Source organism: Massilia aurea, from assembly GCF_014200505.1.
In the GTDB taxonomy this organism is placed as follows: Bacteria; Pseudomonadota; Gammaproteobacteria; order Burkholderiales; family Burkholderiaceae_D; genus Telluria; species Telluria aurea_B.
On the sequence record NZ_JACHBX010000007.1, the window covers coordinates 1 to 13,833 of the forward strand.

Genomic DNA, 13,833 nt, shown 5'->3' on the forward strand with positions numbered 1-13,833 from the left:
GATGATAGTGCTGCAACCAGTGTGAAAGTAGGTTATCGTCAGGCTAGTTATATAGAAAAGCCCCACTCAGTGATCTGAGTGGGGCTTTTCGCTTTAGGTGTTGTATTCAGTTGGTCCGATATATGATGATTCATCTGCACAAAAAAGCCCGCTGATTCACATCAGCGGGCTTTTGCGCATGCAGAGGAATCGCGCCTCCTTATGTGCGATCCCGCAAGCCAATTAACCTGTCCAGCAATCCTTCTACCGACGCCGCGATCCGATCCAGACTGGCTTCACGCAGCTGCGCAGTATTGACCACCTGCTCGCTGCGCGATCCGGCCCAGCGAAGCAGGGCGCTGCAGGCATCCGGATGATCGAACAGGCCATGCAGATACGTCCCCATGATCTGGCCATCTGCCGACATCGCGCCTTCTCCGCGCCCGTCGATCGCAAACACGGGCCGCGTCATCGCAGCACCACTCGATACGCCCATATGGATTTCATACCCGCTGACGCGACCCGACTCATCGCCCGGCACGAAGGCACACAGTCCCTCGACTCGCGTCAGCTGCTTGTCACGTGTGAGCTCGGTATCGATATCGAGCAGCCCGAGTCCATTCGACACACCTGGCGCACCTTCGACACCGTGCGGGTCACCAACTGTCTTGCCCAGCATCTGGAATCCGCCGCACACGCCTATAACCTTGCCGCCGTAACGCAAGTGGCGCGCAATCTGCTCACGCCACCCATGCGTATCGAGCCAGGCCAGGTCGCCGCGCGTGTTCTTGCTGCCTGGGAGGATGATCAGGTCGGCGCCGGGAATCGATTCGCTCTCCCGCACAAAGCGCAGATCGACATCGGGATGCGCGCGCAGCGCATCGAAATCGGTGTGATTGCTCATGCGCGGCAGACTTGGGACAACCACGCGAAACGCGCCCTTGCTCGCTTGCGCCGCCTGCACGGCGTCCTCCGCATCGAGGAACAGCCCGTGCAGATAGGGCAGCACGGCCAGTACCGGCTTGCCGGTCTGCGCCTCGAGCCAATCCAGCCCGGGTTCAAGCAGCTTGATGTCGCCTCGGAAGCGGTTGATGACAAACCCGATCACGCGGTCGCGCTCCGACTGCGACAGGCATGATAACGTGCCGACCAGGTGCGCGAACACCCCGCCGCGATCGATGTCGGCCACCAGGATGACCGGGCAGTCGACCGCCTCGGCAAAGCCCATATTCGCGATGTCCCGGTCGCGCAGATTGATTTCGGCCGGGCTGCCGGCGCCTTCGACGATCACCGCCTCGTACTGGGCCAGCAGGCGCGCATGCGATTCGAGCACCGCGCCCATCGCGATCGGCTTGTACTGGTGGTAGTCGCGCGCATTCATGTCGGCACGCACGCTGCCATGGATGATGACCTGGGCGCCCGTGTCGCTCGATGGCTTGAGCAGCACCGGGTTCATGTCGGTGTGCGGCTCGATGCCGGCCGCGATGGCCTGCAGCGCCTGGGCGCGGCCGATTTCGCCGCCATCGCGCGTGACCGCGCTATTGAGCGCCATGTTCTGTGGCTTGAACGGCGCCACCTTCACGCCGCGCTGCTTCAACAGCCGGCACAGCGCCGCGACCACCGTGGTCTTGCCGGCGTCCGACGTCGTTCCTTGCACCATCAGGGTCTGGTAGGGGAACGTGGTCATTTCGGGCGCCGCTGGCGTGCCTGCTCCAGCGCCTCGCACATCGTGGCGGTGCCCTGGATCATGCGGGGCCCCGCGCGATTGAGCAAATGGCCGTCGAGCGTGAACAAGTTATTGCGGCTCACAGCCGTCATGGTGCCGTAGGTTTTCCACAACTGCACGCCGCCATAGTTCTTTTCGGCGGTGGCGATGATCACTTCGGGGTTCTCCTGCAGCACGCTCTCGAGCGTGACCACCGGCGCCGTCACGGCCAGCTTGTCGAAGACGTTCACGCCGCCGCACAGGTGCATCGCATCGGTCAGGATGTGCTTTCCGCTGAGCGTGTACAGCGGCTTGTCCCACACCTGGTAAAAGACACGCACCGGCGCGCGGCCTGCGTACTGCTTGCGCAGGCTGGCCAGCTGCGTGCGCAGCGCGGCCGCCGCCGTTTTGGCTGTCGCATCGGTTCCCATCAACTGGCCAAGCCGCTCGACGCTGTCCGGAATGGCATCCAGCGTCTGCGCATCGCTCTGGAACACAGGGATGCCGAGCTGGCGCACCATCTCGATCTGCCTGTCCGAGCTGTTGTGGCGCCAAGCCACGATCAGGTCCGGCTTCAGCGAAATCAGCAGCTCCATGTCGATTTCGCGGTTCGACCCGATACGCGGGATGCGCTTGGCAGCCTCCGGATAATCGCTGTAGTTGACGGCGCCCACGACGCGGCTGCCGCCGCCGGCCGCGAACAGCAGCTCGGTCACGCTCGGTGCGAGCGAGATGATGCGCAGTGCCGGCTTGGCGACCGTGACGGTCTGGCCGCCATCGTCCTTGACCGTGATCGCGGCCTGTGCACAGGTGATCGACAGGCCTGCAGTCAGGGCCGCCGTCAGGGCAGCCATCAGCATCGTTGTTTTCATCGTTGGTTCCATTCGTGAAGTGCGTGTTCAAAGCGGTGCCATTCAGGTTCGCCTGCCGGCAGGCCGACGCGGATACCGCGCCCGGCATCCCGGAACAGCCGGCACCAGATGCCACGCGCTGCCATATGGGCGTGGAAGGCTTCGGGCTGCATCTGCGGCCACCAGCGAAACAGCGCCGTGCCACTGCTGGCGATGCCGTGTTCCAGCAACAGGCGCGTCATCCGCTCGCTGGACTGGCGCAGACTGGTGCTCGTCGCCTGCTGCCAGGCGCTATCGGTCAGGGCTGCCAGGGCGATTTCCTGCGCCGGACCGCTGATGGTCCATGGCCCCAGCAGGTCAGCCAGATCGCGCAGCAGGCTGTCATGCGCGGCGACGAATCCCAGGCGCAGGCCTGCGAGGCCAAAGAATTTTCCGATCGAGCGCAGCACAATGAGGCCGGGCTGTGAGGCGTGCATCGCTACGCTGAGTGCTGGCGCGGTGTCGCCAAACGCTTCGTCGACGATCAGCCAGCCGCCGCGCGCCTCCAGGCGCGTGGCCCAGTCCATCAGGCGCTCCGGTGCAATCGTCTCGCCGGTCGGGTTGTTCGGATTGACGACGACGACGATATCGCTGACGTCGATCGCCGCTTCCAGTTCGGCATACGCGACCTGCCGCAACTGGTGACCATGCTGGCTCCAGTGGTGCGCGTGTTCCGCATACGATGGCGCCGACACCACCACGCGCGATGGTGCGCGCAGGCGGGGCAGGGCCTGGATCGCGGCCTGGGTGCCGGCCACCGGCAGCACGCGCGACGCCTGGTAGTACGCACAGGCCGCCGCCAGCAGCGCCGGATCCGGCTCGGGCAAACGCAGCCAGGCACTTGGCGATGGCGCCGGCGCCGGATAGCCATGCGGGTTGATCCCGGACGACAAGTCGATCCAGTCGTCGCGCCCGTGATACCGCGCGGCGTCGCGCAGATTGCCGCCATGTTCAAGCATGCGGCGCCCCGATCATGGTCAATACCGCCAGCAGGCAGACGACGCCGAGCCACAGCAGCGTCGTGCGCAGCACCAGCCGCCAGGCGCGCTGGATGTCGCCGGCGCAGGCGGCCGGGCCGGCGCCCAGTGGCGGGCGTTGTTCGACTTCGCCATCGTAGACGGCTGCGCCACCGAGCGACACGCCCAGTGCACCGGCGCCGCTGGCCATCACCGGCCCGGCGTTCGGGCTGCTCCATGCCGGCGCCTGCGTGCGCCAGCAGTGCCAGGCGCTCGCACGCCCCGCACCGGCCAGCAGCACATACGACAGTGCGGTCAGGCGGGCCGGCACATAGTTCATCACGTCATCGATGCGGGCTGCAGGGCGGCCGAACAGATTGAAACGCGTGCTGCGATAACCCCACATCGCATCGAGCGTATTGGCGAGCCGGAATAGCACCGCGCCCGGCCCACCCAGCAGGATGAACCAGAACAGCGTGCCGAACACGGCGTCGTTGCCGTTTTCAAGGAGCGACTCGGCGCTCGCCTTGGCCAGGTCGGACTCACTGGCATTGGCAGTGTCGCGGCTGACGATGCGGGCGGTCAGCGCGCGCGCCTGGGCCAGATCGCCGCTGCGCAGCGCCGCGTAGATCGGGATCGTATGATCGCGCAGGCTGCGCAGGCCGATGCACAGATACAGCAGCACCGCGTGCAGCCACAGGCCGGCAACATCGGTCAGGACCACGAACAGGATACTCAATGGCAGCACTGCCAACGCCCAGGCGAGACTGCCACGCGGCAGGCGCAGGTTGTCGCGGTTCAGGCGCCGTTCGATGAAGCTTGCCAGATTGCCGAAGCCGACCAGCGGATGCCAACGCCGCGTCTCGCCCAGCAGCAGGTCGAGCACAACACCGGCCACCAGCAGCAGCGCCACCGTCGACAACGACAAGCCAGTCAGCACAGGGAACCCTTCAGAACAAGTGGCAGGCCGGCCGCCACCAGCACCGCGCGCTCCACGCGCGCCGCCACTGCCTGATTCAGGCGCCCGGCTTCGTCGGCAAAGCTGCGCGAGATCGCACCCCAGGGCACGATGCCCATGCCGACTTCATTCGACACGAAGACCACGTCGCCGGGCAAGCCCGCATCGAGCAGGTCCAGCAGGGCCGCGCGCTCCTCGTGGAACCGATCCGGCAGCGTCAGGGCGCCGACTTCGGGATACTCCCGGCCATCGCAGAACATCAGGTTGCTGAGCCACAGCGTCAGGCAATCGACCAGCACCAGGCGGCCCTGCAGGCATTCGGTGCGCAGCGTCTGCGCCAGCGCCAGTTCTTCCTCGACCGTGCGCCATTCGGGCGGCCGCTGCTCCCGGTGCAGCGCAATGCGCGCCGCCATCTCGCCATCACCCGCGCGCGAGGTGGCGATATACACGACTTCCCGGCCCGACTCGCGCGCCAGCCGTTCCGCGAAGGCGCTCTTGCCCGAGCGTGCGCCGCCAAAGACCAGCGTCGCGCTCATGGCGCACCGCCAAACAGTGCGGCAACCGCGCGCGGGTTGGACGGGAAGTACCCGTGGAAGTAGGACGCGAACAGCGAGCCGACGCGATACACCGCTTCGCCTGGCGTCTGCGTGCGCTGCTTGACGGTATGCGCCTGCGGCGGCACGTCGGTGGCCAGCAGCGAATAGTGGAACGTGTGACCGCGCAGCTCGCCCTCCGGCGTGGCCAGCGCATGCATGCCGAGGCCAGCCAGGCGCTGTTGCATCGCCACTTCTCCCGGCAGCAGGCCAGCCATCTCCCAGCGCCGGCCATCGCTGTCGGTCAAGCCATCGGCCAGGGCCATCATGCCGCCGCATTCGGCCACGATCGGCACGCCGCGCGCATGCGCTGCGCGGATCGAATCGCGCCAGCGCGTTGCGCCTTGCAGCGCCGCGCCATGCAGCTCGGGATAGCCGCCCGGCAGATAGACTGCGTCGGCATGGTCCGGCACCGCGTCGTCCGAGAGCGGTGCAAAGTAGGTGATCTGCGCGCCGAGCGCCTTGAGCAGCTCGACGTTCGCCGGATACATGAACATGAATGACGGGTCGTGCGCGATTGCGATCGTGCGGCCGGCAAGCGGGGTGTCGATCTGCGCAGGGACGGCGTGTGCCGGTGCCAATGCGGGCGCCATCACAGGCAGCGCATCCCACGCCGCCTCATCGAACTCGATGCTGTCGGCCAGCGCGTCAAGGATACGCTGCAGTTCTTCGACTTCACCTGGCAACACCAGGCCCAGTTGCCGTTCGGGCAGGTGATGCTCTTGGCGTGCCAAGGTGCCGATCAGGGGAATGTCGCGCAGCGACTCCTTGACCATCGCCGCGTGCCCGCTGCTGGCAACGCGATTGGCGATCACGCCCGCCATCTGCACGGGGCCATAGTCACGCAAGCCTTGCGCCACGGCGCCGGCCGTCTGCGCCATCGCCGATGCATCCAGCACGGCGAGTACGGGGATGCCGAACGCACGCGCCAGGTCGGCGCTCGATGGCGCGCCGTCGTACAGCCCCATGACACCCTCGACGAGGATCGCGTCGGCATCCAGAGCCGCATCCTGCAGGCGCTGGCGGCAGGCTTCCAGGCCGACCATCCACAGATCCAGATTGTGGACCGGTGTGCCGCATGCACTTTCCAGCATCACCGGATCGACGAAGTCAGGACCGCACTTGAACACACGCACGCGCTTGCCCATGCGGATCAAACGCCGCGCCAGCGCGGCCGTGACAGTGGTCTTGCCCTGGCCCGAGGCCATTGCCGCCACCAGCACCACGCGCGCGCCGGGATGCGCGCTCATTACCACTCCGTCCCGGCCTGGGCGCCGATCCCCGCCTTGAACGCGTGCTTGACGACGTTCATTTCAGTGACGGTGTCGGCGATCGCCACCAGTTCGGGCGGCGCGCCACGGCCCGTGATCACCACGTGCTGCATGGTCGGGCGGTCGAGCAGGTCGGCGATCACGGTGTGCACGTCGACGTACCCGTATTTGAGCGCGATATTCAGTTCGTCCAGCACCACCATACCGATGGTCGGATCGGACAGGAACTGCTTGGCCAGCGCCCACGCCTCGGTCGCTTTCTCGATGTCACGCTCGCGGTTCTGGGTTTCCCAGGTATAGCCTTCGCCCATCGCATGGAAGCGCACTTCGTCAGGGAAGCGGCGCAGGAAGGTTTCTTCGCCGGTCGACAGCGCGCCCTTGATGAACTGGACTACGCTGACCTGCATGCCGTGGCCCAGCGCGCGCGCCACCATGCCGAACGCGCTCGAGCTCTTGCCTTTACCGTTCCCGGTATTGACGATGATGATGCCGATCTCCTTGTCGGCCGACGCGATCTTTGCGTCGATGACGGCTTTCTTGCGCTCCATGCGCACGCGATGGCGTTCGTTCAGCGCAGCGGTTTGTTCGGGAGTCATGTCGTTCATGCGGAATCCTCTTTGGGGATGAAGATGCGGCGGCCGTGATGCTCGATCATCTCGATCGGGTGGCCGAGGTAGTCGCCCAGCAGCGCGCTCTGCATGGTCTGTTCGTTGGTGCCGGCCTGCCAGCGGCCATCGCCCATCAGCAGCAGCACGTGGGTCGAGATGCGCGAAGCCAGGTTCAGGTCGTGGCCGATCATGACCACGGTCTTGTTCTGCTCGCGGCACAGGCGCGCCAGCAGGCCTGTCACGCTCACCTGGTGCGCCAGGTCGAGCGCATTGGCTGGCTCGTCGAGCAGCAGCAACGGGGTTTGTTGGGCCAGCAGGGCAGCAATCGCCACGCGCTGGCGCTCGCCGCCGGACAGTGTACGCACGTCGCGCGCCGCCAGGTCACTCACGTCCATTGACGCCAGGGCTTCCAGCGCAATCTGATGGTCGTCGCTGCCTTCCCAGTAGCGGTTGGCGTGGTACGGGTGGCGCGCCGAGAGCACGCTTTCGAGCACCGTGTAGGCAAAGGCGTCGTGGCGCGACTGGGCGAGAAAGGCGCGCTCGCGCGCCAGGTCGGTCAGCGGCCAGGCCGCCAGGGCGCGCCCGCCGATGTCGACGGCGCCGCCGTCGGGCTGGTGCAGGCCCGCCAGTGTGCGCAGCAAGGTGCTTTTGCCGGCGCCGTTGCGGCCGATGATGCTCCAGCATTCGCCGGGTTGCGCGGCCCAGTCGAGGCCCTGCACCAGGGTGCGGCCGGCGATGGAGAGACGCAGGTCGTGGGTGGCGATGACGGTCATTTGCGCATGCGGTGCAGTTGATACAGGAAGACCGGCGCACCGATCATCGCGGTGATGGCGCCGACCGGCAACTGCTGCGGCGCGACGATCGTGCGCGCCAGCGTATCGCACAGCACGAGGAACGCGCCGCCGCTCAGGACGACGGCGGGGATCAGCACGCGGTGATCGGGACCAAAGGCAAAGCGGCAGGCGTGCGGCACGATCAGGCCGACGAAGCCAATCGAACCTGCGCTGGTGACGGCGCTCGCGGTAAGCAGGGCCGACACGAAGAACAGGCCCTTGCGCAGCGCACTCACGCGCACGCCCAGCGTGACCGCGTTTTCGGCGTGCAGCGCGACCATGTTCATGGCGCGCGCGCTGCGCATGGCAAACAGCAGCGCGCCGACCAGCACGAGCCACGGCGCCAGGCGCAGCGGCGCGCCGGCCAGGTCGCCGATCAGCCAGAAGATCATGCTGCGCAGGCGCCCCTCGGGCGCGATCGACAGCATGAGGGTGACAAGGGAGCCACACAGGGCCGAGACGATCACGCCGGTCAGCAGCAGCATCGAGGCGCCGCCTTCGGCAGCCTGGCCGCTGCGCAAGTCGCGCCGCGCCAGCGCGTACAGCAGCAGGGAGACGCCGACGGCACCGACCAGTGCGGCCGCATCGACCATCAGTGTGGACGCCATGAGCAGCAAGGCGAGGAGGGCGCCAACCGACGCGCCGGACGAGACGCCCAGCACATACGGGTCGGCGAGGGGATTGCGTAACAGCGCCTGCATCATCAGGCCGGCCAGGGCGAGGGCGCCGCCGGTGGCAAAGGCTACCAGCGCGCGGCTGGCGCGCAGTCCGAGCAGGGATGCGGACAGGGATTCGGGTTGGCCGCTGGCCAATTGGCGTAGGGCGTCGGGGATGTCGCTGAGTGGCACGCGGATGGAACCGGTCATGCCCGAGAACAGCAGGGTGGCGATGGCCAGGACCAGCATGGCGCCCACGATGAGCGTGGCGCGTTGGCGTAATGACGGGACGGGTGCTTGCATGCGGGCCCTGATAGTTGATCGATGCCCGCGGCGCGTGCGCCGCGGGCGGAAAATGCCAGCTTAACGGATGCCGTAGCGCAGCGACGCGAACCAGGTACGGCCGCTGGTGCCGTAGTTGCGCGCCACTTCGTAGTTTTTGTCCGCGACGTTGTTCACGCGCAGCAGCAAGGACCAGTCGGGCGTGAACTGGTACGTGGTGTACAGGTTCAGCAAGCCGTAGCCACCCAGGCGGCTGGTATTGGGCGCGTTGTCGAAACGGTCGCCCGACACGGTCAGCTCGGCGCCGCTTTTCAGCTGGCCCATCACGTAATCGGCCGCGAAGTTGGCGTGTTTCTTCGCGCGGCGCGCCAGCTGGCGGCCGGTGGTGTCGTCGCGCGGATCCTGCCAATCGAGGCTGGCGCGCAGGTTCACGTCCATCAGGCGCGTGCTGCCCGCCAGCGAGAAGCCTTCGAGCGTCGCTTCGTTGACGTTGTAGGCGCAGCTGCGGTTGACACCGTCCGGGCAGGGCGTGCTTGAGACGATCATGTCGGTCAGGCGATTGTGGAAGTACGTGGCGTCGAGGTTGTAGCCGTTGCCGTCGTAGCGCAGGCCCACTTCACGGTTGCGGCCTTTTTCGGGCTTGTTCGTCGCCAGGCCGTAGCCCGGGAAGTACAGTTCGTTGAAGGTAGGGGCGCGGAAGCTCGTGCCGATGCTGGCGGTAGCGCGCAGGCCGTTGCCGAACTCGTAGCCGTAGCCGGCGGCGCCGGTATTCTGGCTGCCGTAGACCGAGCGGTCCTGGCGCGCGCTGACGTCGAACAGGTGATTGGCGCGCTTGGCCGAGTAGGCCGCTGCATACGAATTGGTGATGCGCGTCTTGCGCATCGACGCGACCTCTTCTTTGCGGTGGTTGAACAGCAGCTGCAGCGTGTCCTGGCCGATCGCGACGTTGTTCTGCCACGAGAATTCGTTCTGCTCGGTGTCGATCTGGCTGGCGCCACTGGCCGTGGCGTTGCTGAAGCTGCCCGACTTGTCTTCCGAACGCGCGTACTGCACGGTGCTGCGCCAGTTCGGCAGGAGCTGGTTGGTCATGAAGACGGCGGCGGTATTGAGGTCCGTGTCGCTGTGCACGTCGTAGCTTCCGGAACCACTGGCATCGTACTGGCTGTACGTGCGGCTTGCCAGGAACTGGGCGCCGATCTCGTGACCCGGCGCGAGCGCCATCGACACACGGCCGTTGGCGTTGCGGCGGCGGTAGCCGTCTTCGTCGGCGTTGTAGCCTGAGGCACCGGGCCGCGTGGACGAGAAGCCGTCCGACTCTTCGTAGCCAGCGCCGAAGGCATAGTTGATGGCATTCGGGCCGCCGCTGCTGCCGAAGATGCCTGCGTCGCCCTGCAGCGTCGCGTTGCTGCCCGCGCCGACCGAAGCGGTGACGACCGGTGCGCCTTCGCCCTTGCGCGTGAAGATCTGGATCACGCCGCCGATGGCGTCCGCGCCGTACAGCGTGCTCAGTGGACCGTAGACGATTTCGATGCGGTCGATGGCGCCCAGCGGGATGGCATTCCAGCTGGCGGTGCCGGTAGTGCCCGAGGCGATGCGCACGCCGTCGAGCAGCACGACGATCTGGTTGGCGTTCGCGCCGCGCACGTAGACGCTGGTGGCCGTGCCGGCCGGGCCGTTTCGGGTGATCTCGATGCCGCGCTGGCGCTGCAGGATGTCGGCCACCGAGCCGGCGCCCGAGCGCGCGATTTCTTCGGCGTTGATGACGGTGGTGTCGGCGATCAGGTCCGCAGCGAGTTGCGGCGTGCGGGTGGCGGTGACGACGACGGTGTCAGCGACTTCAGCGATGGCGGTGGACGAGATGAGGGCGAGTGCGAGCGACACGGCGGCCGCTTGCCGGCTTACTGGAAAATTCATGAGTGGTTCTTATCAAAGGCATCCCGCCGACGTCCCCGTGGGCTGGATTCAAAGGATCGCGCTGTGCGCGTATCCACCTTTTGGCCGGTATCCGGGCTGACAAGTATGGCCGTCCGACCTTCCCATGCTTAGAAAAGCACAGTGGTATGAGGGGGCGGTTTGCCGCAGGGCCCGATGAGAGGCTGCAGCACTTGCTTACCGTTGCGGGGGCAGCACGCGTTGGCCCTGTGAAGGGCTTCGTGTTTCCCGTTTAACTGCACCTGCGAACGCAGGTGCGAGCACCAAAACGCGCTCATTATAAGGTGGTTGAACCGGGCATTGTCATATTTCCAGCACCATGACTTCGCCATAGCCGATCTGGTGTGGTGTCGATGCCGCACGCAGCGCAGCATCCCCCAATGTACCGCCGCCGGACATGGCGTGCAGCAGGCGCATGGTGCCGGCGTGGCAGATGACGAGTGCTGCGGCGCACCCTGCGCGCTGGATGTCGGCGCGAAACGTGGCCACACGCATGGCCACCTGCAGGACGTTTTCGCCGCCGCCGGGGCGGTAGTGGAGCAGGTCGGCGTTCCAGGCATCGATCTCGTCCCGCGCGATGTCATCCCAGTGGCGCAGCTCCCACGCGCCAAAGTCCATCTCGGCCAGGCGCGCGTCGAACATGGGCGCGCTTGACAGCTGCTGCGCCAGCACGGCACTGCGCTGCAGAGGACTGGCGTAGACCGGCATGGCGCCGGGAAGGCCTTGACTAGTGAGTGCCGCCAGCACGCGTTCGATATCGGCTGCCTGCGCGGGCAGGTCGGTGCGGCCGTAGCAGTACCCAGCCGGCACGTCCGGTTTCGGGTGGCGCACGAGGTAGAGGCGCATCAGGCCAGCGCGCCGCGGCCGAGTGTGGCCAGCACCGCGATATAGATGGCGACTTCCGCCAATTGCTGCACGGCGCCGAGGCAGTCGCCCGTATAGCCCTGCAGCCGGCGCGTGAATTTATGGGCCAGCCAGCGCGTGGCCAGCAAGGCCGCAAACACGGCCGCGCCAATCGCGGCCAGGTCGAGCAGGCCAACGGCGAACAGCACGAGAGTCGGCACCAGCACCGTGAGCGTTGCGATCCCGAATTCGGCGCTGCTCATGCGCACTGCCAGCGGCTTGGCCTTGCCTTCGGCGCGGGCGTATTCCATCTGCCAGATCAGGGACGTGGCGGCCAGGCGCGAGAGCGGGTGCGCCAGCAGCAGGGCGCCGACGGCGGTGAGGGGTGGCAGCGTGGCGAGTGCGGCCAGCTTCGCGCCCAGCATGCAGACGATGCCGATCGCGCCATATGCGCCGACGCGCGAATCCTTCATGATCTCGAGCGCGCGTTCTTTCGTCATGCCGCCGCCCAGACCGTCGCAGGTATCGGCGAAGCCGTCTTCGTGGAAGGCGCCGGTGAGGTAGATGGTCGCGGCGGTGGAGAGTACCGCCGCCACTGGCGCTGGCAGCCAGTGCGCGGCGATGAAATAGATGGCCGCGCCGATGGCGCCCACCACGACGCCGACCAGCGGGAAGTAGCGCGACGCGTGATTGAGCCAGGCCGGCTCGAAGCCGACCCAGCGCGGGATCGGAATCCGCGTGAAAAACTGCAGCGCAATGAAGAACAGGCGCAGTTGATGGATCATCCCGCGTGCTCGCCCAGTTGTCCCGAGACCTGGGCCGATGCGAACGTCGCCATCTCATTGAGGAAGTTGGCCGCTGCGTGCAGCAGGGGCAGGGCAAGGGCGCTGCCGGTGCCTTCGCCCAGGCGCAGGCCCAGGTCGAGCAGCGGCCGCGCCCCGAGCTGCTCGAGCAGCAGGGCGTGGCCATGCTCGCCCGAGCAATGCGCGAACACGCAATAGTCGAGGATCGCCGGTTGCAGGCGCGCGGCAACCAGTAGCGCGCTGGTGACGATGAAGCCGTCGATCAGCAGCACCTTGCGCAGGTGGGCTGCCTGCAGCATGGCGCCGGCCATCATTGCGATTTCGAAGCCGCCGAAGGTGGCCAGGACGTCGAGCGGTTCGCGCACGCTGGCGTGATGCGCGACGGCAGCAGCAACCACGCGCTCTTTATGGCGGATGCCATCAGGCGTCAGGCCAGTGCCGGCGCCGACGCAGGCAGCCGCCGACTGGCCAGTCAGCTTGTGCATCAGGGCTGCCGCAGAAGTCGTGTTCCCGATGCCCATCTCGCCGAAGCCCACGACATTGCCGGGCAGGTCGCGTGCCATGGCCATGCCGTGTTCGAGGGCGGTAGCGCAGTCCTGCGCCGACATCGCCGGTGCGATGGCGAAGTTGTTCGTGCCGTTGGCGACTTTTCGGTCGAGCAGACCAGCGCGTACGCCAAAGTCGTGGTTCACGCCGGCGTCAATCACGCGCAGCGCGCAGCCATTCTGGCGCGCGAACACATTGATGGCCGCGCCGTTGGCGAGGAAGTTCTCAACCATCTGCCAGGTGACGTCCTGGGGATAGGCGGAAATGCCTTCGGCGACCACGCCATGGTCGGCTGCGAAAACGAGGATGGCAGGCTGGTCGATCGTCACCCGGGTTGTCTGCTGGATCAGGCCCAACTGGGAGGCGAGATCCTCGAGACGTCCCAGGCTACCAAGCGGCTTGGTCTTGTTATTGATCGCGGCGGCCAGGGATTGGGACAGCGCCGCATGGGCGATCGGGGCAATAACAGGAATATGCATGAGTAATAAAAAGGTCGCTATGGGCGGCGGCCACGATATCACAAGAGAAAGCATTGCAAGACCATCCTGGCTTTGTTATAGTCTCGCTCCTCGACGCAGACGCCGCCTCAAACGCAGCGACAGCGAAGAAAAAGAAGGAAAGAAGGGGTTGACGAAAAATGAGAAACACTTCATAATCTCGCCTCTCTGCTGCTAACGAACACAACGCTTCGTAGCAAACGGCAGAAGCAGCACCGAATAAAGTTCTTTAAAAATTAACAGTCGATAAGTGTGGGCGTTTGATGAAGGTGCCAAAGACTTCGGTCTTTGATTACTTAAATTATCAAATGTTCACAAAAAAGAAATACGTTGCTCAGCAATGAGTAACGGTCAGTATTTTGAGTGAGCGACCCCTGCCGCAAGGTAGGGTGGCAGAAATGCCAACAAACAGAGATTGAACTGAAGAGTTTGATCCTGGCTCAGATTGAACGCTGGCGGCATGCTTTACACATGCAAGTCG

At 65.8% G+C, this 13,833-nt stretch carries 14 protein-coding genes, 1 rRNA gene and 1 riboswitch; of the genes, 2 read left to right on the forward strand and 13 right to left on the reverse strand.

Annotated features, from left to right (window positions below):
* Positions 1-199 precede the first annotated feature (199 nt).
* The 13 genes from HD842_RS23585 to cobT form a co-directional block, all read right to left on the reverse strand.
* On the reverse strand, positions 200-1,666 hold the full coding sequence (locus HD842_RS23585; protein ID WP_183558664.1) for a cobyric acid synthase: 1,467 nt from the start codon (positions 1,664-1,666) through the stop codon (positions 200-202).
* Positions 1,663-2,556, reverse strand: coding sequence for a cobalamin-binding protein (locus tag HD842_RS23590; RefSeq protein ID WP_183558668.1), 894 nt, complete (start codon positions 2,554-2,556; stop codon positions 1,663-1,665). The genes HD842_RS23585 and HD842_RS23590 overlap by 4 nt, the downstream gene beginning before the upstream one ends.
* On the reverse strand, positions 2,553-3,533 hold the full coding sequence (gene cobD / locus HD842_RS23595) for a threonine-phosphate decarboxylase CobD (RefSeq protein ID WP_183558671.1): 981 nt from the start codon (positions 3,531-3,533) through the stop codon (positions 2,553-2,555). Before cobD ends, HD842_RS23590 begins: the two co-directional genes overlap by 4 nt.
* Positions 3,526-4,470: an adenosylcobinamide-phosphate synthase CbiB gene (gene cbiB, locus HD842_RS23600; RefSeq protein ID WP_183558674.1), complete on the reverse strand. Its 945-nt coding sequence runs from the start codon at positions 4,468-4,470 to the stop codon at positions 3,526-3,528. Before cbiB ends, cobD begins: the two co-directional genes overlap by 8 nt.
* Complete coding sequence (cobU, locus tag HD842_RS23605) at positions 4,464-5,024, reverse strand: bifunctional adenosylcobinamide kinase/adenosylcobinamide-phosphate guanylyltransferase (protein WP_183558677.1); 561 nt, start codon at positions 5,022-5,024, stop codon at positions 4,464-4,466. Before cobU ends, cbiB begins: the two co-directional genes overlap by 7 nt.
* Positions 5,021-6,331 carry a cobyrinate a,c-diamide synthase gene (locus HD842_RS23610; RefSeq protein WP_183558681.1) on the reverse strand — a complete coding sequence of 437 codons (1,311 nt, stop codon included), beginning with the start codon at positions 6,329-6,331 and terminating at the stop codon, positions 5,021-5,023. Before HD842_RS23610 ends, cobU begins: the two co-directional genes overlap by 4 nt.
* The gene (gene cobO, locus HD842_RS23615) at positions 6,331-6,957 is read right to left on the reverse strand and encodes a cob(I)yrinic acid a,c-diamide adenosyltransferase (protein WP_183558684.1); all 627 of its coding nucleotides are present in this window, start codon (positions 6,955-6,957) and stop codon (positions 6,331-6,333) included. Before cobO ends, HD842_RS23610 begins: the two co-directional genes overlap by 1 nt.
* Positions 6,954-7,733: an ABC transporter ATP-binding protein gene (locus HD842_RS23620; RefSeq protein WP_183558687.1), complete on the reverse strand. Its 780-nt coding sequence runs from the start codon at positions 7,731-7,733 to the stop codon at positions 6,954-6,956. The genes cobO and HD842_RS23620 overlap by 4 nt, the downstream gene beginning before the upstream one ends.
* On the reverse strand, positions 7,730-8,752 hold the full coding sequence (locus HD842_RS23625) for a FecCD family ABC transporter permease (RefSeq protein WP_183558690.1): 1,023 nt from the start codon (positions 8,750-8,752) through the stop codon (positions 7,730-7,732). The genes HD842_RS23620 and HD842_RS23625 overlap by 4 nt, the downstream gene beginning before the upstream one ends.
* A 60-nt stretch (positions 8,753-8,812) precedes the next feature.
* The gene (locus HD842_RS23630; RefSeq protein WP_183558693.1) at positions 8,813-10,645 is read right to left on the reverse strand and encodes a TonB-dependent receptor domain-containing protein; all 1,833 of its coding nucleotides are present in this window, start codon (positions 10,643-10,645) and stop codon (positions 8,813-8,815) included.
* A 65-nt stretch (positions 10,646-10,710) separates the two neighbouring features.
* Positions 10,711-10,946, reverse strand: a riboswitch (cobalamin riboswitch).
* 20 nt (positions 10,947-10,966) lie between these two features.
* Entirely contained in the window at positions 10,967-11,509 is a 543-nt protein-coding gene (locus tag HD842_RS23635) for a histidine phosphatase family protein (protein WP_183558696.1), read from the reverse strand.
* The gene (locus HD842_RS23640) at positions 11,509-12,291 is read right to left on the reverse strand and encodes an adenosylcobinamide-GDP ribazoletransferase (RefSeq protein ID WP_183558699.1); all 783 of its coding nucleotides are present in this window, start codon (positions 12,289-12,291) and stop codon (positions 11,509-11,511) included. The genes HD842_RS23635 and HD842_RS23640 overlap by 1 nt, the downstream gene beginning before the upstream one ends.
* Positions 12,288-13,334, reverse strand: coding sequence for a nicotinate-nucleotide--dimethylbenzimidazole phosphoribosyltransferase (gene cobT / locus HD842_RS23645; protein ID WP_183558702.1), 1,047 nt, complete (start codon positions 13,332-13,334; stop codon positions 12,288-12,290). Before cobT ends, HD842_RS23640 begins: the two co-directional genes overlap by 4 nt.
* On the opposite strand from cobT, the gene HD842_RS23650 reads away from it, so the two are divergent.
* Together HD842_RS23650 and HD842_RS23655 are read left to right on the forward strand one after the other, a co-directional pair.
* Positions 13,333-13,530: a hypothetical protein gene (locus HD842_RS23650; protein ID WP_183558705.1), complete on the forward strand. Its 198-nt coding sequence runs from the start codon at positions 13,333-13,335 to the stop codon at positions 13,528-13,530. The two genes, cobT and HD842_RS23650, sit on opposite strands and share 2 nt — an antisense overlap.
* A gap of 239 nt (positions 13,531-13,769) precedes the next feature.
* A 16S ribosomal RNA gene (locus HD842_RS23655) occupies positions 13,770-13,833 on the forward strand; the annotation flags it as partial.

What these genes read in the sequence shown, in the direction of transcription:
- HD842_RS23590 (WP_183558668.1), bottom strand. Translation starts at nt 2,556, where the DNA reads ATGAAAACAACGATGCTGATGGCTGCCCTGACGGCGGCCCTGACTGCA.
- HD842_RS23625 (WP_183558690.1), bottom strand. Translation starts at nt 8,752, where the DNA reads ATGCAAGCACCCGTCCCGTCATTACGCCAACGCGCCACGCTCATCGTG.
- HD842_RS23620 (WP_183558687.1), bottom strand. Translation starts at nt 7,733, where the DNA reads ATGACCGTCATCGCCACCCACGACCTGCGTCTCTCCATCGCCGGCCGC.
- cobT (WP_183558702.1), bottom strand. Translation starts at nt 13,334, where the DNA reads ATGCATATTCCTGTTATTGCCCCGATCGCCCATGCGGCGCTGTCCCAA.
- HD842_RS23630 (WP_183558693.1), bottom strand. Translation starts at nt 10,645, where the DNA reads ATGAATTTTCCAGTAAGCCGGCAAGCGGCCGCCGTGTCGCTCGCACTC.
- HD842_RS23650 (WP_183558705.1), top strand. Translation starts at nt 13,333, where the DNA reads ATGAGTAATAAAAAGGTCGCTATGGGCGGCGGCCACGATATCACAAGA.
- cobU (WP_183558677.1), bottom strand. Translation starts at nt 5,024, where the DNA reads ATGAGCGCGACGCTGGTCTTTGGCGGCGCACGCTCGGGCAAGAGCGCC.
- HD842_RS23640 (WP_183558699.1), bottom strand. Translation starts at nt 12,291, where the DNA reads ATGATCCATCAACTGCGCCTGTTCTTCATTGCGCTGCAGTTTTTCACG.
- HD842_RS23610 (WP_183558681.1), bottom strand. Translation starts at nt 6,331, where the DNA reads ATGAGCGCGCATCCCGGCGCGCGCGTGGTGCTGGTGGCGGCAATGGCC.
- cobO (WP_183558684.1), bottom strand. Translation starts at nt 6,957, where the DNA reads ATGAACGACATGACTCCCGAACAAACCGCTGCGCTGAACGAACGCCAT.
- HD842_RS23585 (WP_183558664.1), bottom strand. Translation starts at nt 1,666, where the DNA reads ATGACCACGTTCCCCTACCAGACCCTGATGGTGCAAGGAACGACGTCG.
- HD842_RS23635 (WP_183558696.1), bottom strand. Translation starts at nt 11,509, where the DNA reads ATGCGCCTCTACCTCGTGCGCCACCCGAAACCGGACGTGCCGGCTGGG.
- cobD (WP_183558671.1), bottom strand. Translation starts at nt 3,533, where the DNA reads ATGCTTGAACATGGCGGCAATCTGCGCGACGCCGCGCGGTATCACGGG.